Origin of the sequence: Syntrophotalea carbinolica DSM 2380, from assembly GCF_000012885.1 — a bacterium.
GTDB lineage: Bacteria > Desulfobacterota > Desulfuromonadia > Desulfuromonadales > Syntrophotaleaceae > Syntrophotalea > Syntrophotalea carbinolica.
The window spans coordinates 554,451-579,168 of record NC_007498.2 but is presented as its reverse complement, the minus strand read 5'-3'; the positions used below and the strand labels follow the sequence as shown (position 1 = coordinate 579,168).

At 58.5% G+C, this 24,718-nt stretch carries 22 protein-coding genes and 2 riboswitches; all 22 genes read left to right on the top strand.

Annotated features, from left to right (window positions below; genetic code table 11):
- The first annotated feature begins 447 nt into the window (after positions 1 to 447).
- The 22 genes from cobI (at position 448) to PCAR_RS02965 (ending at position 24,435) form a co-directional block, all read left to right on the top strand.
- Positions 448 to 1,218: a precorrin-2 C(20)-methyltransferase gene (cobI, locus tag PCAR_RS03070; RefSeq protein WP_011340160.1), complete on the top strand. Its 771-nt coding sequence runs from the start codon at positions 448 to 450 to the stop codon at positions 1,216 to 1,218.
- A 2-nt stretch (positions 1,219 to 1,220) separates the two neighbouring features.
- Positions 1,221 to 2,273: a cobalt-precorrin-5B (C(1))-methyltransferase CbiD gene (gene cbiD / locus PCAR_RS03065; protein WP_011340159.1), complete on the top strand. Its 1,053-nt coding sequence runs from the start codon at positions 1,221 to 1,223 to the stop codon at positions 2,271 to 2,273.
- On the top strand, positions 2,264 to 2,908 hold the full coding sequence (gene cbiE / locus PCAR_RS03060) for a precorrin-6y C5,15-methyltransferase (decarboxylating) subunit CbiE (protein ID WP_011340158.1): 645 nt from the start codon (positions 2,264 to 2,266) through the stop codon (positions 2,906 to 2,908). Before cbiD ends, cbiE begins: the two co-directional genes overlap by 10 nt.
- Before the next feature lie 466 nt (positions 2,909 to 3,374).
- Entirely contained in the window at positions 3,375 to 4,133 is a 759-nt protein-coding gene (cobM, locus tag PCAR_RS03055) for a precorrin-4 C(11)-methyltransferase (protein ID WP_011340157.1), read from the top strand.
- Positions 4,130 to 4,960, top strand: coding sequence for a cobalt-precorrin 5A hydrolase (locus PCAR_RS03050; protein WP_011340156.1), 831 nt, complete (start codon positions 4,130 to 4,132; stop codon positions 4,958 to 4,960). Before cobM ends, PCAR_RS03050 begins: the two co-directional genes overlap by 4 nt.
- A complete protein-coding gene (gene cobJ, locus PCAR_RS03045; protein WP_011340155.1) occupies positions 4,900 to 5,616 on the top strand; it encodes a precorrin-3B C(17)-methyltransferase in 717 nt (238 codons plus the stop codon). Before PCAR_RS03050 ends, cobJ begins: the two co-directional genes overlap by 61 nt.
- Positions 5,613 to 6,395, top strand: a complete 783-nt coding sequence (gene cobK, locus PCAR_RS03040; protein ID WP_011340154.1) for a precorrin-6A reductase — start codon at positions 5,613 to 5,615, stop codon at positions 6,393 to 6,395. Before cobJ ends, cobK begins: the two co-directional genes overlap by 4 nt.
- 516 nt (positions 6,396 to 6,911) lie before the next feature.
- Positions 6,912 to 7,649 (top strand): TorF family putative porin, encoded by a 738-nt coding sequence (locus tag PCAR_RS03035; RefSeq protein WP_011340152.1) that lies wholly within the window; start codon positions 6,912 to 6,914, stop codon positions 7,647 to 7,649.
- Between the two features lie 165 nt (positions 7,650 to 7,814).
- Positions 7,815 to 8,933 carry an ABC transporter substrate-binding protein gene (locus tag PCAR_RS03030; protein ID WP_011340151.1) on the top strand — a complete coding sequence of 373 codons (1,119 nt, stop codon included), beginning with the start codon at positions 7,815 to 7,817 and terminating at the stop codon, positions 8,931 to 8,933.
- Between the two features lie 123 nt (positions 8,934 to 9,056).
- The gene (locus PCAR_RS03025; protein WP_011340150.1) at positions 9,057 to 11,324 is read left to right on the top strand and encodes an ethanolamine ammonia-lyase; all 2,268 of its coding nucleotides are present in this window, start codon (positions 9,057 to 9,059) and stop codon (positions 11,322 to 11,324) included.
- 176 nt (positions 11,325 to 11,500) lie between these two features.
- Positions 11,501 to 12,319, top strand: a complete 819-nt coding sequence (locus PCAR_RS03020) for a hypothetical protein (RefSeq protein ID WP_200858983.1) — start codon at positions 11,501 to 11,503, stop codon at positions 12,317 to 12,319.
- Positions 12,319 to 13,095 carry an ABC transporter ATP-binding protein gene (locus PCAR_RS03015; protein ID WP_011340148.1) on the top strand — a complete coding sequence of 259 codons (777 nt, stop codon included), beginning with the start codon at positions 12,319 to 12,321 and terminating at the stop codon, positions 13,093 to 13,095. The genes PCAR_RS03020 and PCAR_RS03015 overlap by 1 nt, the downstream gene beginning before the upstream one ends.
- The gene (locus tag PCAR_RS03010) at positions 13,037 to 14,140 is read left to right on the top strand and encodes an ABC transporter substrate-binding protein (protein ID WP_011340147.1); all 1,104 of its coding nucleotides are present in this window, start codon (positions 13,037 to 13,039) and stop codon (positions 14,138 to 14,140) included. The genes PCAR_RS03015 and PCAR_RS03010 overlap by 59 nt, the downstream gene beginning before the upstream one ends.
- Positions 14,124 to 15,179, top strand: coding sequence for a FecCD family ABC transporter permease (locus tag PCAR_RS03005; protein ID WP_011340146.1), 1,056 nt, complete (start codon positions 14,124 to 14,126; stop codon positions 15,177 to 15,179). The genes PCAR_RS03010 and PCAR_RS03005 overlap by 17 nt, the downstream gene beginning before the upstream one ends.
- A 58-nt stretch (positions 15,180 to 15,237) precedes the next feature.
- Positions 15,238 to 16,269, top strand: a complete 1,032-nt coding sequence (locus PCAR_RS03000; protein WP_011340145.1) for an AAA family ATPase — start codon at positions 15,238 to 15,240, stop codon at positions 16,267 to 16,269.
- Positions 16,270 to 16,285: 16 nt separating this feature from the next.
- Entirely contained in the window at positions 16,286 to 17,149 is an 864-nt protein-coding gene (locus tag PCAR_RS02995; RefSeq protein WP_011340144.1) for a DUF58 domain-containing protein, read from the top strand.
- Positions 17,150 to 17,179: 30 nt separating this feature from the next.
- Positions 17,180 to 18,910, top strand: coding sequence for a hypothetical protein (locus PCAR_RS18740; protein ID WP_011340143.1), 1,731 nt, complete (start codon positions 17,180 to 17,182; stop codon positions 18,908 to 18,910).
- Positions 18,911 to 18,936: 26 nt separating this feature from the next.
- On the top strand, positions 18,937 to 20,049 hold the full coding sequence (locus PCAR_RS02985) for a vWA domain-containing protein (protein WP_011340142.1): 1,113 nt from the start codon (positions 18,937 to 18,939) through the stop codon (positions 20,047 to 20,049).
- A gap of 96 nt (positions 20,050 to 20,145) precedes the next feature.
- Positions 20,146 to 20,946: a hypothetical protein gene (locus PCAR_RS02980; protein ID WP_011340141.1), complete on the top strand. Its 801-nt coding sequence runs from the start codon at positions 20,146 to 20,148 to the stop codon at positions 20,944 to 20,946.
- Between the two features lie 10 nt (positions 20,947 to 20,956).
- A complete protein-coding gene (locus tag PCAR_RS02975) occupies positions 20,957 to 21,979 on the top strand; it encodes a VWA domain-containing protein (RefSeq protein WP_011340140.1) in 1,023 nt (340 codons plus the stop codon).
- A gap of 234 nt (positions 21,980 to 22,213) precedes the next feature.
- Positions 22,214 to 22,333: riboswitch (molybdenum cofactor riboswitch) on the top strand.
- 35 nt (positions 22,334 to 22,368) lie between these two features.
- On the top strand, positions 22,369 to 24,102 hold the full coding sequence (locus PCAR_RS02970; protein ID WP_011340139.1) for an aldehyde ferredoxin oxidoreductase family protein: 1,734 nt from the start codon (positions 22,369 to 22,371) through the stop codon (positions 24,100 to 24,102).
- Positions 24,103 to 24,210: 108 nt separating this feature from the next.
- Positions 24,211 to 24,435: a MoaD/ThiS family protein gene (locus PCAR_RS02965; RefSeq protein WP_011340138.1), complete on the top strand. Its 225-nt coding sequence runs from the start codon at positions 24,211 to 24,213 to the stop codon at positions 24,433 to 24,435.
- Between the two features lie 56 nt (positions 24,436 to 24,491).
- Positions 24,492 to 24,668: riboswitch (cobalamin riboswitch) on the top strand.
- The last annotated feature ends 50 nt before the right edge of the window (positions 24,669 to 24,718 follow it).

Here is a 24,718-nt window from a genome sequence, read left to right as displayed (position 1 = left end):
GAAACAGCTGACAGTCTCGCAATCGATGCGCTTCGTACCTCAGCACATCCTACAAGTTCCGGTTATGACTGAGGCTTAGCTTTAGCTTTTCACCCAACTGCCTTTTGACGCTCGCCTCGCAAAAGGAATAGTTCTTCGTAACTACCACCCATCTTCCGACCGAGGGGGAACTCGAAGAAACCATAGACGGTATTGAATGGTTCAACTGTTCAAATTATCTCTGTCCTTCGCGAGCTGCCCCCCGCAGGGGAGCCCTTTTTTGCTTACTTTTTTGTGGGCTTGGACAAAAAGTAAGGCGCCTGGCGGGGCGCGTCCCGCCGGTTTTAGGGTCCCAAAAAACGATACTTCAATCGATGCACTTTATGCCTCAGCACATCCTGTCGATTGATTGATCAGTACATTAACCGGGAACGAATACAAGATTCGCCCCAACAAGGAATGATGCCCATGTCCATCAAAACCAAAGAGTGTCAACCCGGCCACTTCTACGCCGTAGGTGTCGGCCCCGGCTCTCCCGATCTGATCACCCTGCGGGCTGCCCGCCTTATCCAGTCCGCCGATACGGTGATCGTGCCCCGCTCGGAGCTGGCAAAAGAGAGCCTCGCCCTGATCACCATCCGCGACCTGATCGACCAACAGGAGGTCATCGAGCACGTTTACCCCATGAAACGCGACTCAGCCCGGACGCGGACCTGCTGGGCCGAAGTAGCCGCGGAAATCGCGACGCGCATCGATGCCGGAAAATCGGTGGTACAGGTCACCATTGGCGATCCGATGATCTACAGCACCAGTTCCTATCTGATCGAAAGTCTTGTTGAAATGTTGCCCCCGGAGCACATTCACGTGGTCCCCGGCATCAGCGCCTTCCAGGCGACCGCCGCCTTGCTGGTGGAACCGCTGACCCTGCAGGAAGATCGTCTGACCATGATGCCCGCCACCGACATGCCCGCCATCGGACGCGCACTCGATACCTGTGAAACCCTGGTGCTCTACAAAGTCGGACCGCGTCTGCAACAACTGGGCGCCCTGCTCCAGGAACGTAACCTGATCCATCAGGCCCGTCTGGCCTGCTATGTGGAGCAAAACGGTCGCGAGGTCATTTTCCGTGATTTCCGCGAAGCGCTTAGCGACGAAAGCCACGGTTACATGTCGACGGTCATCGTCCGCGTAGGCCGCCGGTCCTGGGAGCAAAACACGGCGGCCCAGGAGGTGGCCTGAACATGGCCGGCCTGCAGGGTGGATTCACCACCGGCGCCTGTGCTGCAGCAGCGGCCAAAATGGCCGCCGCCCTGTTATGCGGCGAGGCGATTTCCGAAAGGATAAGCATCCCGCTGCTGGACGGCACTCGCGAATCGCTGCCCCTGGCTTATGCGCACAGGCTGCCGGATGGAGCGGAGGCCGCGGTGTACAAAAATGCCGGTGACGATCCCGATGTCACCAATGGCGCGTTGATCATCGCCCGGGTTGTCGCAAGCGATAAACCTCTGGAATTTCGTGCCGGCGAAGGCGTCGGCATCATCACCAAACCCGGACTGGCATTGCCCCCCGGCGAACCGGCCATCAACCCCGGCCCCCGGCTCATGATCGAATCGGCAGTCCGTGAAGTGACAGATCGTGGACTGCGCGTCACCATTGCCATTCCGGACGGCAAACAGCTCGCCGAGCGCACCTTCAATCCCCGACTCGGGATTAAAGGCGGCATCTCGGTCCTCGGCACCACCGGCCGGGTGCGTCCTTTCAGCCTCGAGGCAGTCCGCAAAACCATGGAATGCTCCTACAATGTGGCCTGCGCTTCCGGCGTTCGCCATCCGGTGCTGGTGCCGGGGCACATCGGCGAGCGCGCAGCGCACCGGCATTTTCAGGTAACACAGGAGCAGGTGGTGGAAGCCGGCAACGAATGGGGCTTCATGATCGACCTTGTGGCACAAACGCCCCCCTCGGCTTTGCTGGTTCTGGGGCATCCCGGCAAACTGGCGAAGCTTCCCCTCGGGCATTGGGATACCCATTCGAGCCGTTCGGCCAGTCCGGTGCCCTCCGTCCGTGAGCTTGCGACCAGAATCCTTGAATGTCCGGTGGCCGAATCGACGACCGTGGAAGGGGTATTCGCCGACCTGACCGCCGAGCAGCGACAATGCCTCGGCGACACCTTGGCGCGAGCCCTGCAAATCGCCGTCAGCCATCGCCTTGACCATCGCGCACCGGTTGCCACGGCTCTCATCAATCTGGCCGGCGACATGCTTGGCTCCTGCGGAGATCTGACACCATGGCAATAACAGACCAACCCATTACCATCGTCGGCTGCGGCCCGGGCGGATCCGCATATCTGACCGATGCCGCCCGACAGGCCGTAAACAGGGCGGATATTTTGATCGGCGCGAACCGCCTGCTGGCGCTTTTCCCGGAAGCTAAGGGCAAACGGGTTGTGGTGGGAGCCGACATCGCTGCCGCCCTCGAATTCATGGATACCCACATCGGGCACACACCGATGGTGGTGCTGGTGACCGGCGACCCCGGCATGCACAGTCTGGCCCGGCCCGTAGTGCGCCACTTCGGACGGAAGCTTTGTCGCATTATCCCCGGCATCAGCTCCGTACAGGCCGCTTTCGCCGCCGCCGGCCTCGACTGGATGGATGCCCGCATCCTCAGCGCCCACGGAGCGCTACCGGACATCGATCACTCCGAACTCGACACAGTGGACAAAATCGCCGTGCTGGCCGGATCACCCGCCGCCCTGCGCTGGATCGCCGCATTGGCGGAACATCTTGCCCCGCGTTGGGTTCTGGTCTGCGAGGAACTCACCCTGCCCGGCGAAACCGTTACCCAGGTTACGGCCAGCGACCTGGTAACAATGCAAGCCAGCTCCAGAACGGTGGTGCTGTTGGTGCGACCGGATGTGTGGGATGTTTGAGGCCAAAGGCCAAAGGTCCGAGGTAAAAACCGGTGATTAGTGATTAGTGATTAGTGATTAGTGATTAGTGATTAGTGGTTGGTGGTTGGTGATTAGTGATTAGTGATTAGTTACGTGAGGCGAAAGCTTTATAGATGAGACCGGAAAAGTAAAGGGGTTGCCTTTAAGGTTTTACTCAACAACACAGGCTTAGCCCGTTCCGCAAAAGGATGAACCGAACGAGCCTGCAACCAACTCCCGAAAGGGAGAGAGTCCCCGAGAAACCACCGGAGGTACTCATCGGCACGGCGGCATTTACTTCAAGCTCAACACGCGACCAAGTCGCCTGGCGGGGCGCGTCCCGCCGGTTTCAGGATTTAAAGTGCTGAGTGCTGAGGTACAGATCAAAAACAATCCGGCACGACTTATGGAATACAGACAGATTGCAAAACTGAAATAAGGCCATTTCCCGCAAGGAGATAAATACATGAAAGTCTACTTCATCGGCGCCGGCCCCGGCGATCCCGAACTCGTCACCCTCAAGGCCAAACGCCTGCTGAGTTCCTGCCCGATCTGCATCTATGCCGGCTCGCTGGTCAACCCGGCGGTGCTTGAGCACCTCCCGGCAAGTGCTGAACGGCACGATTCCGCCGTTATGAGTTTGGATGAAATGGCGGTGCTGTTCGAAAACGCCCGGCAGCGCGACCTCGACGTGATCCGTCTCCACTCCGGCGACCCGTCGATCTACGGTGCCATCCGCGAGCAGATGAATGAACTCGACCGGCTCGGTATCGGGTACGAAGTTATCCCGGGGGTCAGTTCGTTCCAGGCGGCGGCCGCGGCCCTGTGCACGGAACTGACGGCGCCGGAAATCTCCCAGACCATCATTCTCACCCGTACGGCGGGACGCACGCCGATGCCGGAAGACCAGGATCTGCTGAAACTGGCCAAGAGCAACGCCACCCTGTGCATTTTCCTGTCGGCGCATAAAATCGGCGAGGTCGCCGACACCCTGTCCGAACCTTACGGAAGTCAATGCCCCGTCGCCGTGGTCTATCACGCTTCCTGGCCCGACCAGCTGGTGCTGCGCGGCACTCTTGCGGATATCGGCTCACAGGCGGATGCCGCCGGCATCACCAAAACCGCCATGATCGTGGTGGGTTGGGCCCTGTCGCGGGACATCCCGGTGTCCAAGCTCTACGACGCCGGTTTTTCTCATGAATACCGTCAGGCCAAATCGTCATGAGTATCGCCCTGGTTTCACTATCTGCCGAAGGGTTGAACGTTGCCCGCAGGCTGGCTCCGTATTTTTGTGACGTCGAAATCCATGTGCATGATTCCGTCGAAGGGGCAACGGAGTCTCACAGGTTTAGCAAGGTGGCCGATCTCACCCGCGGCCTGTTCGGCCGCTGCAAGGGCATCGTCTACATCATGCCCAGCGGCGTGGCGGTGCGGGCTATCGTCCCCCTGGTCGAACACAAGCTGCGCGACCCTGCGGTAGTGGTGGTCGATGTGTTGGGTCGCTGGGCAGTGAGCCTGCTGTGCGGACATGAAGGGGGTGCCAATGCCCTGACCCTGCAGATTGCCAACCTGCTGGAGGCCGAACCGGTCATCACCACCACTTCGGAGGCCGCCAAAAACCTGATCGTCGGCATCGGCTGCCGTCGCGGCACCCCGGCCGACACCATCGTGGCCGCCATTACGGAGGGCCTGGTACTGCGCGGACACCGTCCGGACGAGGTGCGCTATCTCGCTTCGGCGGATCTCAAAGCCGACGAAGCGGGGCTTCTGGAAGCCGCCGAACGCCTCGACATCCCCTTGCGGCTGATTTCGGGAGCCGAAATCCGCGCCAGCGGCCGCATGTTCCATTCATCCGCGTTTGTACAGGACAAGGTCGCTTTGCCGGCCGTAGCCGAGCCTGCCGCCCTGCTGGCGGGAAGGAGGACCCAATTAATACTACCGAAAACCATCATCAAGAATGTCACCGTGGCCATCGCCCGGGAAAACTGTTCGTGGTCGGCATCGGACCCGGCAACCGACTCGACCGGACCCGCCGTGCCGAGCAAGCCATAGCGGACAGTCAGGTCGTCGCCGGGTACCACCTCTACCTGGAACACATCGCCGACCTGACCGGGGGCAAGGAACGCATTGCCTCGGGCATGATGCAGGAGACCGAGCGCTGTCGCGCAGCGTTGCAACGAGCCTCCGAAGGAGCTGTTGTGGCCCTGGTGTCGTCCGGCGACCCCGGCGTGTACGGCATGGCCGGGCTGGCTTTGGAGATGGCCGCCGCCGAAGGCTTCGGGGTACCCATCGAGATCGTACCGGGCATCTCGGCGGCCAACTCCGCGGCGGCACGCCTCGGGGCGCCGCTGATGCTGGACTACGCCTGCGTCAGCCTCAGCGACCTGCTGGTGCCCTGGGAAACCATCTGCGACCGGCTTTCGGCACTGGCCGCCGCCGATCTGGTCGTGGCCCTGTACAATCCGCGCAGCAAAAAACGCATCCGGCACCTCGACGAAGCCGTGGCCATCATGCGGCGCCACCGCAGCGACAGCACCCCGGTAGGTATCGTCACCGCTATTGGCGAAACGGACGAACAGATTGCATTGACCACCCTTGGCCAAGTGCTTCAGGCCGATGTCGGCATGCGCAGCACGGTCATCATCGGCAACAGTACCTCCCTGTGCCTGAACGGTCGCATGATCACGCCACGGGGTTACCGGCTATGATCATGCTGCTCGGAGGTACCAGTGAAACGGCACCGCTGGCCACAGCGCTGCTGGAAACCGGTTATCGCGTATTGGTGTCAACAGCGACGGATGCCCCTTTGCCCCTTCCCGGGCATCCGTCGCTGGAACGACGGCATGGCCGTCTCGATGCAGCGGCCATGGCAAATCTGATGCGTCAGCGCGGCGTACGGGTGTTGATCGATGCCGCTCACCCGTATGCCGCCCAGGCACGTACTCAGGCGCAACAGGCTACGGCCGCGCTGGACCTGCCGTATTTACGCTGGGAGCGTCCCGCTACCGATTTCGATGGTTTTGCCGTTACCTGGGCCGACGATCACACCCAGGCCGCCAGGTTGGCCTGCGCCGACGGCCGCCCCGTATTACTGACCACCGGCTCGCGGCATCTGGCGCCTTATGTCGCCCAGGCACGCCTGACCGGTGTCCGCTTAAGGGCCAGGGTTCTGCCCCATGCGGAATCCCGCAACGCTGTGCAGCAAGCCGGACTGGCCCCCGAAGAAACGATCTGGGGGCAGGGGCCTTTTTCTGTCGAAAGCAACCGCAGCCATATTCAACAACACGGTATCGGTGTGCTGGTTACCAAGGACAGCGGTCAGGCTGGTGGCGTGCCGGCCAAACTGCAGGCGGCCCATCTCGAACGATGTATCGTTATCGTGGTTCGACGCCCCGTCAGCCATGATCCGATCGCCACTTTTCAGCATCTACCGGAACTGCTCAAAGCCGTTACCGCCATCCTTCCACTCTCCGGGCAACCTTTCTGAACTAACCATACTCATTTCGGCCATTTACCCCTTCACCCCCTCTCTATCCCCCCAATTGGTGAGTCAAATTCCCCTCCGTTGGGGGATACTCCCGTGATCCCCTCCTGGGGTATTTTAACTCATGAATGGTAGCTGGAGCATGGTTTGACGCTCCGTAAAAATCCGTTCTAACCCAGGAGCCCCGGAGTCCGGAAACACCACGTCTTCCATGGCCGATATCGGCTCCTCCTATGTCGTTTGGACAGGGTAATCAATGAACCGGTTGATGACGATCATGGCACACAAGTTCATATTGAAGACCGCTCGCCCGGTCGCACATTCTGTTTCTGCAGAATCGTCTTGCCCTTTTCAGCCTGTATGTTCCACCCCACTGCCCCCCTTTGCCAATCATGCCTTTCATCCTCGGCGGGTCGCCATTAGCCGGGGTTTCACATGCCTTTTCCCGGATCGGTGGATCTCCGGATGGCCCGGAGGAACGCCTGTCCTTATTTCATTCCTTTATGGAGGTACATCGTTATGAAAAAGTGGAGTGTGTTGTTGGTCTCTGTCTTTATGCTGATTGCCGGTTTCGCCAGCTCGGCCACGGCGGCAATCGAAGTGGAGGGCGATGCCTACGCGGGCATCTGGGACAAGTACATGTGGCGTGGATTTAACTTGAGTGACTCCCGCCCGACCATTCAGGCAGGCGTGGATTTGACCCTCGGCGGCGGTTTCACCCTCAGCACCTGGCATAACTGGCAGCTGACCGGTGGCGACAACTGGCCTGCCGGCGAGCTCAACGAAACCGATGTTATCCTGACCTACGCTTACGATGTGAACGATTTGATCTCCGTTTCGATCGGGGATATCTGGTACATGATCGAAGGCGAAGACACCAACGAACTGTTCGCTACCATCACCCTCAACACCCTGCTGTCTCCGAACCTGAAAATCTCCTACGACTGGGACCGCGCCGAAGAAGACGGCCTGTTCTTCAGCTTTGACATCAGCCACAGCTTCGACCTTACCCAGTGGGTACCCGACACCACCCTGAACCTGGGCGCCCTGGTTTCTTACAACCAGCACGCCGATGGCACCGTGGCCGACTACTCCGGATGGCATAACTATGAGCTGAGCGCCAGCCTTGATTACGCCCTGACCGACCAGCTGACCCTCAGCCCGATCGTGATCTTCTCGTCGCCGATCAGCAGCGCCGCCAAGGAACTCATCGATACCGAATCGGCCGCGGCCCTTAACCTGACCTTTACCTTCTAAAGGTCTAAAAAAGCGGGTCTGAATATCCGGTAAATCCGACGGGCGAGAGGTTGAATATCAGCCCCTCGCCCGCCTTTCCGCGATATGTCCGGCACCGCGCGGAATTATTGGCAAAGACAATCTATCAACGCTTTCCTGAAACCAACGCATGTCTGGAGGAACGTCATGAAAAAAACCTTGTGGGGAGTCGTTTCCACAACTGCGGCCGTTGTAGCCGCAAGCGCTCTGTTGCTGACCCCCGCCTGCACCAAAAAGGCAGAGACCCAAAAAGAAACCTTGCGCATCACCTGTTGGGGCGGCTACGCCAAGCCCTATGTCGAGGACTTCCAGAAACTGGTCAAGGACAAATACAGCGTCGATGTCGATGTCGAAATTTTCAACCCTACCGATCAGGACGAATTCTTCCAGGCCGTTAAAGACGATAAGGCGGATCTGATCTCCCCGCCCATCGAACTGCCCAAAATACCGCGTTTCTTCTCCTTTCAGGAAGGCAAGCAGTATCTGCAGCCCGTGGATGTGAACAACATCCCCAACCTGGCAAAAATGATGGAAGTTTTCCGTAACGACCAGACGCCGTTTTACAACGGCGTACGCTACGGTGTTCCCTACAATTGCGGTCCCTACGGTCTGGCATTCAATCGCGACAAGGTTGCTGCCGCTCCAACCAGCTGGAACGTGCTGTGGGATCCCCAGTATGCCGGTCAGTACACCATCAACAACAACTTTCCCAAGGTGAATGTCTGGATCTCGGCCCTGGCTCTCGGTTACGGCTATGAAGACATCTTCGACATCAACAATCTGGACCGCGCCAAGGTTCAGGAAAAACTCAACGCGCTGGCCAAAAACGCCAAGAGCCTGTGGGACGGCGCCGCCAATCCGGAGGAATTCCCCGAACTGGCACTGGCCACCACCTGGGGCTTCGCGGCTCAGGCCGCCAACCTCAAAGGCGGCAACTGGCGCCTGGCCACGCCCGCCGAAGGCGGCACCGCCTGGATCGACTGCTGGTACATCGGTTCCGGCGCCAAAGGCATGACAAAAACCCTGGCCGAAGAGTGGATCAACTTCATGCTTGAGCCCGCACGTCAGGCCGACGTGGTCAAATCTCAAGGTGTCTCACCTGTCATGGCCGACACCGGCAACACCCTCAACGCAGAGGAAAAAGCCATGTTCCACGTGGGCGATGACGCCTACTTCAAAACCGTAGCCCTGTGGCGGGTTCTCAGCGACGAGACCGAGCAGGCTTTCAACGCCATGTGGGAAGCAGCAAAGGAGCTGCGTCAGTAACTGGCACGGGGGACGTCATGGTTGCCCCTTGACGCCCCCCCAACTTTAACAACCCCATATCCGGACTACGGCACCTGCCGCAGGCCGGACAGCCCCCCATCAAAACAAGACGGAGGTAAACACATGTTACAAAAGGGGAAATTCGTAGCAGGCATTACCGGCGCGCTGGTAATGACCTTTCTGGCCAGCATGGCCGGAGCCGTCACCATCGGCGGCGTAAAGCCCGGTGAAGACGTCATGCAGTACGTCAACCGCACCAAAGGGAAGTTCGATCAAACCACCTATCAACAAGTCATCGGCGCCGCCAATGCGTTCAAAGAAGGTGACGAAGGCCTCGGTGTTGCAGCTGACACCGAAGCGGACCGCGTAAACGCCCGCAAATTGCTGGCCAACACCAAGATCAAAGACATTTTTGAAAATCCCCTGTTCGTGGATGGCCAGGAAGAACTGATCCGCAAGACCACGGACAAAGCGAAGTACAACAAAATCAAGAACATGACCATGGGCGAGCTGAAGAACTTCCTGCTCACCAAATCCGAAGCCGATATCAAAGCCATCATGGGCGGCCTGCACAGCGACGTCATCGGTTCCGTGGTCAAACTGATGTCCAACGATGAACTGATCCGCGTCGGCAGCAAAATATTCAACCCTCTGCCCGGCTCCAAAATCGGCGCAAAAGGTTACATCGGGGCGCGCATTCAGCCTAACTCGCCGACCGACAACAAAGAAGACATCCAGATGCAGGTATTCGACGGCTTCTCCTACGGCGTCGGCGACATCATCATCGGTACCAACCCCGTCGACAGCCAGCTGGAAGCGACCCTTCGCGTCGAAAACGCTCTGAAGGAAATCGTCACCGCTTTCGGCCTGGAAAAAACCATTCCCTGGTGTGTTCTGTCCCATATCGACGGGCAGGCCGCTGCCGAAAAAGAGGAGCCCGGTTCCACCGCGATCTGGTTCCAGAGTCTCGCCGGCACCGAGAGCGCCAACAAGACCTTCGACCTGACCATCCAGAAAATGATCGACTACGCCAAAATGCGTACCGGTCCTTACAGCCTCTACTTCGAAACCGGCCAGGGCGCCGACTACACCAACGGCCACGGTCACGGCTTCGACATGGTCGTGCATGAATCCCGCAAATACGGTTTCTCCCGCGCGCTCAAACAGGTGACCGCCAAAGCCAAGGGTGTGACCGAAGACCAGGTCTGGCTGCACGTCAACGACGTGGCCGGATTCATCGGTCCCGAGGTTTTCAAAACCCGCGAGCAGCTGGTGCGCTGCTGCCTGGAAGACATCGTTATGGGTAAACTGCACGGCCTGGTACTGGGTCTCGATATCTGCTCGACCCTGCACATGCCCGTTACCCTCGATGACCTGGCCTGGTGCCAGGACCAGATCGCTCCTGCCAACCCGGCCTACCTGATGGCTCTGCCTACCCGTAACGACCCGATGCTCAGCTACCTGACCACCGGTTTCCAGGACCACGTGCGTATTCGTGAAAAATTCGGCTTCAAAGTCAACGACGCCATGTGGGACTTTTACAAAAAAATCGAAGTCATCGACGCCAACGGCAAACCGACCAAGCACTTTGGCGACCCTGCCTGGGTTTACTACAAATTCCGTCAGGCCAAAGGCGACAAGCGCTCCTTCAAGGAAATCTATGCCGAAGGTCAGAAGAAGATTGCCAACGTTCGCGGCCGCGGTGTCGACCTTGCCGTGGGCTACGGCGAAAACATCTGGGATCTGGAACCTGTAACCAACAAACGTATCCACGACCTGTATGACGATGCCAAAATCAGCCTGTGGGCCGAATTCACTCCTGAATTCATCGATTCCATCCCCAACGCCGTGAGCATCAAATCCAAGGCTCACGACCGCGAGAACTACATCTCCGCACCGGGTACCGGTGAAGAACTGTCGGCGTCGGCCGTTGCCACCCTCGACAAACTGGCTGCGTCCTGGGGCAACAAAGCTCCTGACGTGCAGGTTGTTATTTCCGACGGCCTGAACGCCAAGGCCATCATGGATGATGGACACCTGATGCCTTACCTGAAGGAACTGAAAAAACAGTGCAAAAAAGCTGGCTTGACCCTGTCCGACAAGAACATCGTCGTGACCGGCGGTCGTGTCCGCGCCGGCTACAAAGCTGGTGAAACGCTGTTCAGCAAGGTCGGCAGCAAAGCCAAAGCCGTTGTTCACATCATCGGCGAACGCCCGGGTAGCGGCCATCATGCTTTCTCCGCTTACCTGGTCAAAGTCAAGCCGAGCACCTGGGCCAAAACCGGCTCGGTCGACCATGACTCGTCCAAAGTTCTGTCCGGCATTTCCGACACCGGCCTGGTTCCCGCCGAAGCGGCCCGCCAGACGGTCAAACTGCTGATGGAAATGTAAGCAAGCCTCCTTCCTTGAAATCGGCCCGGGGTCCCTTGCCCCGGGCCACCTTTTACACCCTGCCTTACCGACGCTCCGGCCCCCTGCCTGCGGTCGGAATGCCGGATTTGACAACATAAACCACCGGACCGCCTACGGGCGGTCCGGCTTTCCGGTGGGAACACCAGGATATGCCCATGTCCGAAACAGCCCTGAAAGCCGTAGCGCCCGATCCGCAATCCGCACCCCAACCTTTGTGGCGGGACGTCCTGCATAAAACCGCCCTCTGGTTTCATGCTATGGGACTAAGTCCCTATTATCGCTATGGCGAGATCGGCAACCTGTTGTACACTCTCGGTAAGAGCATTCTGGAAGGTGCGGTACTCTATACCATGTTTTCCATGGCTCAGACCGAATTCAAGGTCGCGGCTGTGCTCGGCGTTCTGACCAAGTACTTTTACCCGGGCATCACCTTTATCAGCAACGTCAAGATTTCGTCCTTTGTCGATTATCTGGAACGCTTTGCGGATACCAACAGTCAGGTGCGACACCTGATACGGGCCATGGCCCTGGTAGGCGGAGGCCAGGCGCTGGGGGCGGTGTTGCTGCTGCTGTGCTACCCGCCTTTGTTCAACGAACTGTTCGGTACCATGGCGGCAGGACGATACGTCCTTATCGTACTGTATCTGATGCATCACATCTGTGATGGTTCGGCGCAGGTCGCGGAAGGTCGCATCTGGTTCAAACTCATCGAGATCAAGCTGCGCAACGGCCAACTAAGCCATATCTCGGATAATTTTTGGGGTATTCACGCCATGAGTCAGAATATCCAGATGATTCTCGGCCTGGTCCTGCTGTGGGCAACAACCTTGACCACCGGTCTGTTTCAGGACCAGTTGGGTCATGGCGTCATGTGGGGCATCGTGCTGTGCGGAACGCTGATGACCGGCATCGCCAAGTTCAGCCTGCCGCTGGCCTGGAAACTGGTTCTGCGCCATAAGGATTATGAGGAATAATGACGGAACAACCGATCCTGCAGATTGAAAAGCTCGACTTTGCCATCGGCGGCCATGCGATTCTCAAAGACATCAATTGCCGTTTTGCCGCCGGAGGCATCCATGGGCTTATCGGACCCAACGGTTCCGGCAAGAGTACCTTGCTGCGCAATATCTGCCGTATCTGGGAACCGCAAAACGGCCGGGTGCTCATTGAAGGGCGGGATTATCGCCGGATTCCACGCAAATCCCTGAGCCAGTTGGTGACCCTGGTGCAGCAGGATACGCGTCTCGATTTTTCCATCCTGGTTTCCGATTTCGTCGCCATGGGACGCCATCCGCATCTGAAACGACTGCAATGGCTACGCCAGCGAGACCAGGACATCATCGATCAGGCTCTCGAGGTCACCGGCACCGAGGTCTTCCGCCATCGTCTCATTAACGAGCTGTCGGGCGGCGAGGCGCAACTGGTGAGTCTGGCGCGAGCGCTGGCCACCGAGGCGCCGATCATCCTCCTCGATGAGCCGACCAGCGCCCTCGACATACGGCACAAGCTCGAGATTATGGAATTGCTGACCAGCCTGCGCGCCGCAGGTAAAACCATCGTCATCAGCATCCACGATCTGGATCTTGCGCGACGTTACTGCGACACCGTAACCCTGCTGCAGCAGGGCCGTGTCCATTATCACGGCATGGCCGAGCAGGGCTTTGCCGAACAACGCATCAAGGAGGTATTCCATGTCGGCGTGGAGGAAATCGCAACCGAACATGGCGTTTCGCTGCTGTTTTACCGGTAAGCCCCTGCTTGCCGGAATCCTCGGGCTTGCTCTGCTTGTAACGCTGCTAGGCGGCGTGTGCTCAGCGGCGGGAAACGCCCGCGGAGCGCGCAGGTTTCCCCTGGAGATGGATGCGTTGATGGGCGCCTTAAGCGACACGCGCCGACCGACGCCGGTAACGACGGATAGTTACCCCCGTACCGTCCCCTATCGTTTTATGCACTATGATTTTGCCACCGACCAGCAGCACCAGGAACAGCGCTCGGTCACCCTTGAGCATCAGCCCTTGCGCATTATCCCCCACTCCACCGGTCTCACGGAGATCCTCTGGGCGATCGTGCCCCATGAACGCCTGGTGGCTGTCCACAAGAGCTGCAAGGATCGGCAATACTCATTCCTTGCGCCGCTACTGCCCGACGACCTGCCCGTGTACGGTACCGATGACGCGGAAATCGTCATCGGCTACCGGCCCGACCTGGTCATGACCTCGTTCTTTTCCAACGCGAATTTTCTGCACCAGTTGCGCACCGCCCACATCCCCATGGCGCAATTCGGATTCTTTGACGACCTGGACTCCATCAAGGAGCAGATCCTGCTGGCCGGCCGTCTCACCGGCGAGGAGAACTCGGCCCGGCGCCTGGTGGCCGTCATGGATGAAAAGCTGCGCGATATCCAGACTGCGGTACGCAAGCGGCGCACTCCTGCGGCCAAACCGCCGACGGTGTTATATTACGACAATATGGCTTATGTGGCCGGCGCCGGCACCACCTTCGACAGCATGTGCAAAGCCCTGGGCGTGACCAATATCGCCGCGGTCAAGGGGATTCGTAATTTCAAGCAGATCGACTATGAAACCCTGCTGCAATGGGATCCGGAAGTGATCATCGTACCGGAGGAAAGCACCTACGACCGGCAACTTTACAGCCAGCCGATGCTGGCCACGGCGCGCGCCGTACGCCGGAAAAATATCCGCAAGATGCCGACCGTTTACCTGCTGAGTTCCTCGCAGTACCTGGTCGCCAGCATCAACTACCTGGCGGGATTGATCTATGAATCGTCGTTCTGATCGCCGACATTTTTTTATTACCAGCGTCGTAGCCATCTCGGCAGCCACGCTCCTGCTGCTGATCGGCATGTTTCTGTCGATCCGCATCGGGCCGTGGGAAATCGGGCTGCAGGACATCGGCCGCATCCTGGCGGCCAAGGTTCTGCACATGGACATGCCGAGCGATCCGGCCCTTGAGGCCATCGTCTGGCTGGGACGGGTGCCGCGCACCCTGACAGGGGTACTGGTGGGATTTGCACTGGGCGCCGCCGGCACCATCATGCAGGGTATATTCAAGAACCCCATGGCCAGCCCGGGGGTGATCGGCACCAGTTCCGGGGCGGCGCTGGGTGCGGTAAGTGCCATTTATATCGGCTGGGCGGCCACCAGCATCTACGCGGTACCCTCGTTTGCCATACTGTTCGCGTTTTTGTCCATGCTGATCGTGCTGGGCATCGCCACCAGCGGCGGGCTGACTTCGCGCTATACCCTGCTGCTGGCCGGCATCGCCTTCAACGCCATTTTCGGTGCCCTGACATCGCTGGTCATCGTGCTTTCGACGGATCAGTTCGAAATGGCCCGGCAGATCGTCGGCTGGTTGATGGGCGACCTGACCAACCGTAGCTGGCAACATGTGCATATCGTGCTGCTCGTCACCCTGATCGGCACCTTGTGGTCGATGCTGTATGCCCGCGACCTCAACATCATCATGCTCAGCGAAGAGATCGCCGCCAACCTCGGCGTCAACGTCACCCGCTCCCGCAACATGTTGCTGTTTTTCGCCGCACTGTTGACCGGCGGCGCCATCGCCGTCTCCGGTGCCATCGGATTCGTCGGCCTCATCGCGCCGCACATCATGCGCAGCTTCGTCGGTTCGGATAACCGCGCGCTCATTCCTTCCGCCGGCGTGCTGGGGGGAGCCCTGGTCGTCTTTTCGGACTGCGTGGTGCGCGTCTGGGGCGGCGGCGGCCTGCGCATCGGTGTACTGACCGCGTTGCTGGGCGGGCCTTTTTTTCTTTATCTGATTATCCGGGATCGCCGTAAATTCGTGTTTTTCTGAAACGGGTTCGCCAGATTGTATCTGAACGGCCCTTGTCTTCCGTGGAGTTCGTACCGCCATGAGCCATCGTAGCCAAGACCCTTCGCCCACCGCCAGCCGCTGTGCTGCGGAAAGCTTCCGCACCAGAATCCAGCAGGTCGAGGCCGAAATCGCCAAGGTCATCATCGGTCAGGATCGCATGATCGAGGCCATCATCTGCACCCTGTTGGCCCAGGGGCATATTCTACTCGAAGGCGTACCGGGGCTGGCCAAAAGTCTTACCGTGGCGACCTTTGCCCGAACCATCGGGGGGGATTTCAAACGCATTCAATTCACCCCCGACAAGCTGCCCAGCGACATTACCGGCACCACCGTATTCGACCAGGCCAGCGGCACGTTCACTTTCCATCAGGGGCCGGTTTTCTGCAACATTCTACTGGCGGATGAAATCAACCGGGCCGCACCGAAAGTCCAGTCGGCGTTACTCGAGGCCATGCAGGAAAAACGCGTCAGCATCGACCGCGACCAGTACCAGCTGCCGGAATTATTCATGGTTCTGGCGACCATGAACCCGGTGGAACAGCTCGGCACCTATCCCCTGTCGGAAGCCCAGCTCGACCGGTTTATCGCCAAAATCAATCTGACCTATCCCCCCAGGGCTTTCGAAGAACAGCTGCTCAGAAAAAAAAGTACCGACTTCGAAGCCATTCAGAAGGCTGTCCCCTGTCTGCTGCAACCGGACGAAATCATCGCCATGCAGCACCATGTAGCGCAACATGTGACCGTTTCGCCAACGGTGGTTGCCTACATCCTCGATATCTGCCTGCGCACCCGCCCCGAGTCCGCAGAGGCACCCGCCGCCGTCCGCAATTACGTTTCGGTGGGGGTTTCGCCGCGGGCCGGCGAACACCTTATTGCCTATTGCAAGGGCTATGCGTTTCTGCGCGGCCGCGACTATGTGACCTTTGAGGACGTTGATGTCTGCGCCTCGCAGGTACTGGGTCACCGCCTGATTCTCAGCGATGCCGCCATCCTGGAAGGACTGCACGCCGACATGTTGCTGCAGGACATCGTGAGTTCCGTTGTCCCCCGCACTGTAAACCCGGACTGACGCAATCAGGTGATTTATGAAACCGCCGTATCGCTTCAATATTCAGCTCAAACATCCGCCGCGCAACGACATGGCCGGCGACTGGGCAGGGCACGACAAGGGCACCGGTTACGAGTTCTGGGGGCTGCGTAAATTCCTGCCGGGCGACAGCTGGAGCCGTATCGACTGGAAAGCCCGCGCCCGCAGCGGCGAGTTGTATGTGCGGGAATTTCTCAAGGACAGCGCCTACAATCTGCTGCTTATCTGCGATGTCAGCTCATCCATGCATTTCGGCGACAAGTTCGCCGTGGCCCGCGACCTGGCGGTTTCCCTGGCCCATGCGGCACTGCGGTCCAACAACCCCTGCGGCCTGTTGCTGTTTGCGGACAAGGTATTGGTTTGGATTCCTCCAAGTGCCGCGCCGCGACAGTTCCACCGCATCGTTACGGCACTGGAACAGGCACCCGTTGCCCGAAGCCGGCAGACCCGCCTGGCGCCGGCGCTGGAATTCATCATGAAACGGCTATCCTCGTGCCTGGGGGTCATCATTTCCGATTTTCACACGGACCTTGCCGACTTGAGGGGGCTGATGGACGCCGCGGACAGCCGCCTGCCCGCCCATGAGCTGGTCGCCCTGCATGTACTGGAGGAATCCGAGTACTGCCTGACCGATATCGAAAACGGTCTGTTGACCCTCAGGGATATGGAATCGGGCCGCCAGATAGCCCTGGATCTGTCCCGTCAACAGGAGTTCAACACCCTGCTCAAAAGGGCTCGGGAACGCACCGTACGCAGTCTGGCCGGAGCCGGTATCGATTCAGCAGTATTACCCGTCGGCGCCAAAGACATTCAAACCCGCGTCAACACCCTGTTCGCACGAAGGCTGGCGGCTAGAGTCTGATCTGATCATGTTCACACCAAGGGAAAAACGATGAAAAACCATCTTCGCAATGCGCCTCCATCATTTATCGGACCGACGGCCTGCCGGGCACTTGCTGTTGCCCTGAGTTGTTTGATGCTGTTGATATGCCAACCGCTTGCGGCTCAGCCACTGCCCGAACAACAGGTTTTGCCGGCTGAGACCGCGGGGCAAGTGGAAAGACCGGGAGCAGACTCGCCGCAGACCATCGCGGACCGTATGGAGACCCAACGCACCGCGTGTTTTGACCGCATCTGGTCGAACTATCAGGAAGATGTCTGGTTTTACGGCGACAACGGCAAACGCATCTTGCCCACGATGGACCTTACCTGGCTGGTGGTGCGCCTGAACGACAGGAACACATCCGAAGCTGGCATGGCCGTGGCCGCCCCCCCGTCATTCGAGGCGTTTAACGCCCGATACGGCGCTTACTTCAGTCATTTTCTTCATGACCCGGCCTTGGCTCCAGCCATGGCTGCCTACAAACTGCGCCGGGACATGCCGAAGGACGTGTTTAAGACACTGATGACACGTTTACACCAGGATCCGCAAGTCCTCTACGCCCATCCGGCCTGGAATATCGAGGATCAACTCCATGCCCCCCTCGAACGCATCGATATCACCTGGAAAACCGCAACCGACCTGGGGCAACGCCATGCCCTGCTGCAGGCTTTGGGGGCCGTACCGACCGATGAAGCCGTCACCGCCAACCGGCAGCAGATCTCCATCGACCCTTGCCGCCGGAGTGTCTGGCAGGCAGCCAATCTGCTGGCGGACGATATCCGCGTAGCGCAGGCCAGGCCGCTGCTGATGCCCCTGGTCCCCCCGATCGGGGTGCGTTTTGATCTCGGACTGAACGGTGCCACGCCCGGCTCGGCCATTCCTTTTACCTTTGAGATCCGTTTCACCGACCGGATCAAGATCGAATCGAGCACCATTGCCAACCTCAATCTCAAACCGGCAGGTATTTTCCACAATCTGTACGACATTCACTACGATGTGCCCTTAAGCTCTATCGATCTGAACCGCAGCCCCATTCGCATCACCGGCCAACTCAAAATTTACGCCACGGGTGAATTCAGCATTCCCGGCATTCCGGTCTACTACACCGACAGTGGCGCGCCCGGCAGCAAAGTACAACGCACAAAAACCGACGAAATGCCGGTGCGCATCGCTGCCATGATCCCCGAGCGGCACAGCGGTTTCGAACTGCAGGTCGTCCCCCCGGAGCCCCTGCCCGGCATCGATCCTGCCGAAGCGTCGAAAGCCAAACGCCACGCCGTACTCCTTCTTCTGGCGGGATTACTCCTTATCGGACTGGTCGCCACTGTTGCCGCCCTGCTGCGACGCAACCGTCGCCTGGCCGCGCAAAAACCGGAAAACCATGCCCTGGCGCGCTGTCACGCTGCCGTACAATCAGCGGTTATAGCCGCGCAGCAGCATCCGGGCTTGTCGGAATATGTCGCTTTGGGCACCGTATGGAAGCACTACCTGGCCGAATTCGCCGATCTGGATCCGGACAAGCGCGGCGGCAGCCATGCTTCGTTCTACCGCCGCATCGAAGCCGAACTGCCCATGGAATGCCGCCAGTCGATCGCCGAACTGCTCGCCGGGTTCGATCAGATTCTTGCACGCGGTGCAGACGCGCCCCTGCCGAAGGATCTGCCGGACCGTACCGCCCTGCTGCTTGGTGCGTTGCAGGCCTTCGCACAACCGCAACCGGAATATGCCCAAAAAGACTGATTACCCCCCCGCACAGGGACATGCTGATGCCTGATTTCGAACTGCAATATCCCCTGGCCCTGCTGTTGCTGCTTTTGGCGCCGCTGTTTCTGCTGCTGCGACGACGCACCCGACGCAAGCTGCCATTTCCGGCCATCCTTCCGGAAATGGCGCAACTGCGGCCCGGATTCTGGAAACGCAACTATAACGGGATTCTTTTCGGCCTCGTCTACCTGTGCCTGGTTATGAGTCTGGTCAACCCCGGCTACTCGAAAGAAACGGTGGAAGAATTCATTGAATCGAAATGGCTGTTTCTGGCCCTCGACCTGTCCGGATCCATGAAACGACCGGTCAGCCGGTTTTCCAGTCAAACCCTTGGCGACCTGGCTCTGGACGGCATTGAATCCTTTATCGACATGCGCCGCCATGAAGACTACATCGGCCTGGTGGCTTTTTCCAGCTATGCAAAACTGCTGGCGCCGCTGACGTTTGACAAGGATTTGCTCAAAGCCAAGCTTGCGTTGGTCCGAAGCAAAAACCACTCACGCATCTATCGGGAACTGGGAGCCGGCGGCGGCACCAATGCCTCCGAAGCGGTTTGGCTTTCCCTGTCCGCTTTTTTTTCCATGCTGCCGGAGGACAACCGACTGAGCGTCGAGCAGATTGCCGGCATGCGCGAATTTCTTCTCGGCGAACCGGGTGCGTTGCTCGACATTCCCCAGAAAATCCGCAACGCCGGGCTGGGTACGGGGATGGCCGTCATCCTGTTCACCGACGGCCGTATCGAGCCGACCCTGCGCGCCCATGTACGGCGCGGCGGTTTGCCTAACCTGGTCAACATCATCACCCTGATGAAAGCTGTGGGGGTCCGGTTTTATATTATTTCGGTCGGCGGCGAGGTCGACGCAGCGGTGCAAAAAGCCATGGAACCAACAGCCGGCGAACCGTCGGTGGGGCGTATCTTTGTTACGTCCCGGGGTTTGGATCGCCAGCAGATCGAAGCGGTCTACCGGGAAATCGACATCCTGGAAAGCAACCGGAACCTGACCCGTGTCACCCTTCAACCCCGCTGGATGCGCCCATCGCTGGCGCTGCTGGGGTTCGGCCTCATGGTTTTGCATCTGCTGTTGCGCAGCCTGCCAGCGCTGCGAAAGCTGTAATGCAACCGTTGTTGCAGAATTCTGCCCGGTACCCCGTGGCCCGCCGCAGATGGCTATCATGATTTAACGATTCAAGACAATTGCGAGGAATAAACCATGTCCAACATCAACGATATCCTTCGACATCATAAGCGCGCCACCCTTGCCGGCCTGCTACTCGTGCTGGTCGCAGGGGTTGCGCTGCTGATGGCCGGCATTGTCGGCTTCCGGGAAAAAACCGCCCACCTTGAGGCGCTGCAGCAACTCAACGCGCATCTGGCGAGCATGCCCCCGGATGAAGACCACCAAGCCAGCCTGGACGAACTCAAGCAAGTCATCCTCCAGGGTAAAACCCTCGGGGTGGCCATGCCGGAAGCCGAATACGCTCGTCTATGGCAGCAATGGCAACTGGCCGTCCGGCACTTCAAACAGATCAATGCCATGCTCGGCAATCGATATCTGGCAGCGGAACAACGGCAACAACTGCAAACCTTCCACTCGCAGCTGCTCTCCCTGCGCGACCGATGCGCGGCAAATCTCGATAGCATGGGCATGCAACCTGGCCCGCAGGACTGGAAACTACTCAACCTCAAAGGCAATGTATCGGTCATGCTGGCATACAGTGTACTTAATTTCGAACAGGACGGCCGCAAAGCCGCCAAATTCCTATCCGACGCCATTGATGATTATAAAAGCTCCATCGACCTCGTCGACCGGACCAGCAGCTCAACACTGGATCGCTCACTACCGCGCTGGAATATGGAACTCATCGTAGGTCTCGGCGAATACCGGAAAATAGGCCTGAGCGAAATCCGCCAGGAAAACATGTCCGAGGTCCAGGAACAACTGGAAGCGTTCATTCCCGATGTCGCTGGTTTCGCGCCAGGCGTGCCCCTGGAAACCCGCGTCGAGAAATAGGCGGTAGGTCATGCGATTCACGTCTCCCGAGTTATTCTGGCTGATTTTCTTACTCATTCCCATGGCCTGGCGGATTCTGTCCACAGAACACTATCTCAACCGCCTGCGTCATCGGTTCAGAGCCACCGTCAACGGCAACCCCCGCTGGCGTCGCGCGGCTCGTTGCCTGCTGCCGCTGCTCGGCCTGGCCAGCCTGATTACCGCGCTGGCCGGCCCGGAGATCACCGTCATGCGCGCCGGTTCCATCAGTGAAAATCTGGTCCTGGCCGTCGGTATCGACGTCAGTAAATCGATGCTGGCCGAAGACGTGGTTCTGAAACAACCATCGGTGAATACGACCAGCCCGCTTTCCAACCGGCTGAACGCCGCTCGGCAATGCGTACTGGCTCTTTTGAAACGACTGGATGGAGAAAAAGTCGGGCTGTTCTTTTTCGCCCGCAACGGCATTGAAGTCGTATCGCCGACCCGCGACCTCGGTTTCGTGCGCTACATGGCGACCCATACCGCGCTTGGAGACCTGACGGAGTCCGGTAGCAATCTGCTGGCTGCGATCGACAGCGGCTTGATGATGGTCGACAGCCAGCCGGGCTTACCGGCAAAGGCGGTCATCCTCATCACCGATGGCGAGGACACCGAAAATACCCGTTCGGAAATCATGCAGGGCCTCTCGCAAGGTTCCGGGCACCAAACACCTGTTTATACTGTCGGGGTGGGAAGCCCCCGTGAGGTTTTCATCCCCATCCGGCGAAAAGGCTCCACCGAAATAGACGGTTTTTACCTGGATGCTCACGATATCCCCTTAAAGACCCGTCACGACCCGCAAACCCTTCAGGAAATCGCCGTAGCGACCGGAGGCAGCTATCTGAATCTGGGCGACCGGCAGCCGGAGCACATCGCAACAAGACTCCTGAAAAACATCACCTCCACAACAGCCTCCCCCGTCGATCTCCCCGCGCGCCCGACCTCCCTGGATCTCGCTCCGATATTTCTTCTGCTTAGCCTGATTTTTTATATCCCTTTTTTACTTTTATAAAATTTCCCAACAAAAAAAATCGAAAAAAAACTCTTCAAAGGAATATAAAACCCCGTTGTTTACTCATTTGAGAAATGGATTTTCCGAACCATTTCAGTATATTACGCCTACCCTGAAAGCCGAAACCCAAACTGAAAAGGTATACGCCATACCATATTGAACTTTCGTTCTATTTTGTGTTATAAATCAAGAAGCTGAAGATGATCTTTGAAATATCGCATCGAGAATTGACGCAATACTACCAATCTCCGAGCCTCGCTGCCTACTGGGAAGGTCCTTATGGCGACAGGCCGACGGGTTCCGCTGGAAACAGTGGCGCCTCCCTTTTTGGAAAGGAGATTTTACCCGGAACCATTCCAGATAGTAAAAGATTGGGAGGAAGCAAGAGAATGGATAAAATCTTTCGCGTTAACATGACGGACCTCACCTGCAAAGTTGAGGAAGTCCCCGCCGAATTCGCAACCTTGGGTGGTCGCGCCCTGACCTCTACCATCGTTGCGGCGGAAGTACCCCCCAGCTGTCATGCCCTCGGCCCCAACAACAAGCTGGTTTTCGCCCCCGGCCAGCTGTCCGGCACCCCGGCCGCTAACTCCGGCCGTATGTCCGCCGGCGCCAAGAGCCCCCTGACCGGTACCATCAAGGAGTCCAACTCCGGTGGCACCACCGCTCAGCAATTCGCCAAAATGGGCATCAAGGCCATGATCATCGAAGGCCTGCCCAAAGAAGACAAATGGTACCGCCTGCATGTCACCATGGACGGCGTAACCTTCGAGGACGCGTCCGAACTGGTTGGCAAGCAGAACTTCGACGTCATCGAAGCCATGAACGAGAAGTTCGACAAGAAGATCGGCGTCATGACCATCGGCATCCCCGGCGAAAACCGCCTGGCTTCCGCCAACATCTCGGTTAAAGACCCCGACCAGAAGATCCGTTCCCATGGTCGTGGCGGCCTCGGCGCCGTAATGGGCTCCAAAAAGATCAAGGCCATCACCGTTGATGCTACCGGGGCCGGCAAAGTAGCCATCGCCGATCCCGAGAAATTCCGTGCCGCTGCCAAAGTTTTCGCCAAGGGCATGCTCGACCACCCCGTTACCGGCGAAGGTCTGCCGACCTACGGCACCAACGTTCTGATCAACATCCTGAACGAAGCCGGCGGCCTGCCGACCAAAAACTTCAAGTACGGCACCTGCGAGCACCACGACAAAGTGTCCGGCGAAACCATGCACGACACCATCGCCGGCCGTCCCAACGGTCACACCAAGCATGGCTGCCATGCCGGTTGTATCATCCAGTGTTCCCAGGTTTATACCGATGACAAAGGTGAGTACATCACCTCCGGCTTCGAATACGAGACCGTATGGGGCCTCGGCATCAACTGCCTGATTGAAGACCTGGACGATTGCGCCCGCATTGACAACGCCATGGACAACATCGGCATCGACTCCATCGAAGGCGCCGTACTGCTCGCCGTTGCCATGGAAGCCGGCGTTCTGCCCTGGGGTGACGGTAAAGAAGCCCTGCGCATCATGAACGAGGAAATCGGCAAGTGTACCCCTCTCGGCCGCATCCTCGGCAACGGCACCGGCTCCGTCGGCAAGGCTTTCGGCCTGACCCGCGTACCGGTTGTCAAGAACCAGGGTATCCCGGCTTACGACCCCCGTTCGGTTAAGGGTATCGGTATCACCTACGCTACCACGACCCAGGGTGCCGACCACACTGCCGGTTACACCATCGCCACCAACATCCTCAAGGTCGGCGGCTTCGTCGATCCTCTGAGCAAGGAAGGCCAGGTTGAGCTTTCCCGCAACCTGCAGATCGCTACCACCGCTGTCGACAGCACCGGTATGTGTATCTTCGTAGCCTTCCCGGCCCTGGATATCCCTGAAGTACTGCCCGCCCTGGTGGACATGCTCGCCGCCCGCTTCGGTGTGGAAATGAGCGTTGACGACTTCGTCGCTCTGGGTACCAGGATTCTGAAAATGGAAAAAGAGTGGAACACCAAGGCCGGCTTCACCAACGAAGACGACCGTCTGCCCGAGTTCTTCGAGCTTGAGCCGATTCCGCCTCACAATGCGGTTTGGGACTTCACTCCCGAAGAAATCGACGAACTCTGGAACTTCTAAGAGTCGCGCTGATATGCAATACCAGTGGGCACCCCAATGGGGTGCCCATTCTTTTTTCGACCGCAATAAACTAAAACCGCATTTTCTTTACCGACAAACAGGTACCCCATGAAAATTACTGTTAAACTCTTTGCAGGTTTTCGCGACAACCGTTTCAAAGTGGCCGAACAGGACGTTCCCGAAGCCGCCACTGTAAGCGACATTCTTACTGCGCTCGACATCAGTGGACCGGAGCTCGGCGTCGCCCTGATCAACGGTCGCCACGTACCTCCCGAGCATGTACTGGTCGATGGCGAAACGCTGTCCCTGTTCCCCAAGGTCGGGGGAGGTTAATTTTTTCCACAATACTTTGAAACGTCTTTACAAGCAGACGCAAAACGGTTACGTTTTAATGAACTGTCCGACGGTGCCTACGAGCCTAAGAGGGAAGAGGGGTGTACAATCCCCCGCGGACCCGCCACTGTAAGCGAGGACGAGAGACCAGGAAGCCACTGGCACTAACGCTGGGAAGGCGGTCTCAAGGTCGATTCGCAAGCCAGTATACCTGCCGTTTCGGATATCCCACATCATCTTCCCCGGGCCATGGGAAGGTGGGCTGAAGCGGTTACCAAGGTTA

What these genes read in the sequence shown, in the direction of transcription:
- PCAR_RS18740 (WP_011340143.1), top strand. Translation starts at nt 17,180, where the DNA reads ATGAAAAACCATCTTCGCAATGCGCCTCCATCATTTATCGGACCGACG.
- PCAR_RS02970 (WP_011340139.1), top strand. Translation starts at nt 22,369, where the DNA reads ATGGATAAAATCTTTCGCGTTAACATGACGGACCTCACCTGCAAAGTT.
- cbiE (WP_011340158.1), top strand. Translation starts at nt 2,264, where the DNA reads ATGGCAATAACAGACCAACCCATTACCATCGTCGGCTGCGGCCCGGGC.
- cobI (WP_011340160.1), top strand. Translation starts at nt 448, where the DNA reads ATGTCCATCAAAACCAAAGAGTGTCAACCCGGCCACTTCTACGCCGTA.
- PCAR_RS03005 (WP_011340146.1), top strand. Translation starts at nt 14,124, where the DNA reads ATGAATCGTCGTTCTGATCGCCGACATTTTTTTATTACCAGCGTCGTA.
- PCAR_RS02980 (WP_011340141.1), top strand. Translation starts at nt 20,146, where the DNA reads ATGTCCAACATCAACGATATCCTTCGACATCATAAGCGCGCCACCCTT.
- PCAR_RS03000 (WP_011340145.1), top strand. Translation starts at nt 15,238, where the DNA reads ATGAGCCATCGTAGCCAAGACCCTTCGCCCACCGCCAGCCGCTGTGCT.
- PCAR_RS02965 (WP_011340138.1), top strand. Translation starts at nt 24,211, where the DNA reads ATGAAAATTACTGTTAAACTCTTTGCAGGTTTTCGCGACAACCGTTTC.
- PCAR_RS03025 (WP_011340150.1), top strand. Translation starts at nt 9,057, where the DNA reads ATGTTACAAAAGGGGAAATTCGTAGCAGGCATTACCGGCGCGCTGGTA.
- cobK (WP_011340154.1), top strand. Translation starts at nt 5,613, where the DNA reads ATGATCATGCTGCTCGGAGGTACCAGTGAAACGGCACCGCTGGCCACA.
- PCAR_RS03050 (WP_011340156.1), top strand. Translation starts at nt 4,130, where the DNA reads ATGAGTATCGCCCTGGTTTCACTATCTGCCGAAGGGTTGAACGTTGCC.
- PCAR_RS02975 (WP_011340140.1), top strand. Translation starts at nt 20,957, where the DNA reads ATGCGATTCACGTCTCCCGAGTTATTCTGGCTGATTTTCTTACTCATT.
- cobM (WP_011340157.1), top strand. Translation starts at nt 3,375, where the DNA reads ATGAAAGTCTACTTCATCGGCGCCGGCCCCGGCGATCCCGAACTCGTC.
- PCAR_RS03015 (WP_011340148.1), top strand. Translation starts at nt 12,319, where the DNA reads ATGACGGAACAACCGATCCTGCAGATTGAAAAGCTCGACTTTGCCATC.
- PCAR_RS03035 (WP_011340152.1), top strand. Translation starts at nt 6,912, where the DNA reads ATGAAAAAGTGGAGTGTGTTGTTGGTCTCTGTCTTTATGCTGATTGCC.
- cbiD (WP_011340159.1), top strand. Translation starts at nt 1,221, where the DNA reads ATGGCCGGCCTGCAGGGTGGATTCACCACCGGCGCCTGTGCTGCAGCA.
- PCAR_RS02995 (WP_011340144.1), top strand. Translation starts at nt 16,286, where the DNA reads ATGAAACCGCCGTATCGCTTCAATATTCAGCTCAAACATCCGCCGCGC.
- PCAR_RS03020 (WP_200858983.1), top strand. Translation starts at nt 11,501, where the DNA reads ATGTCCGAAACAGCCCTGAAAGCCGTAGCGCCCGATCCGCAATCCGCA.
- PCAR_RS03010 (WP_011340147.1), top strand. Translation starts at nt 13,037, where the DNA reads ATGTCGGCGTGGAGGAAATCGCAACCGAACATGGCGTTTCGCTGCTGT.
- PCAR_RS02985 (WP_011340142.1), top strand. Translation starts at nt 18,937, where the DNA reads ATGCCTGATTTCGAACTGCAATATCCCCTGGCCCTGCTGTTGCTGCTT.
- PCAR_RS03030 (WP_011340151.1), top strand. Translation starts at nt 7,815, where the DNA reads ATGAAAAAAACCTTGTGGGGAGTCGTTTCCACAACTGCGGCCGTTGTA.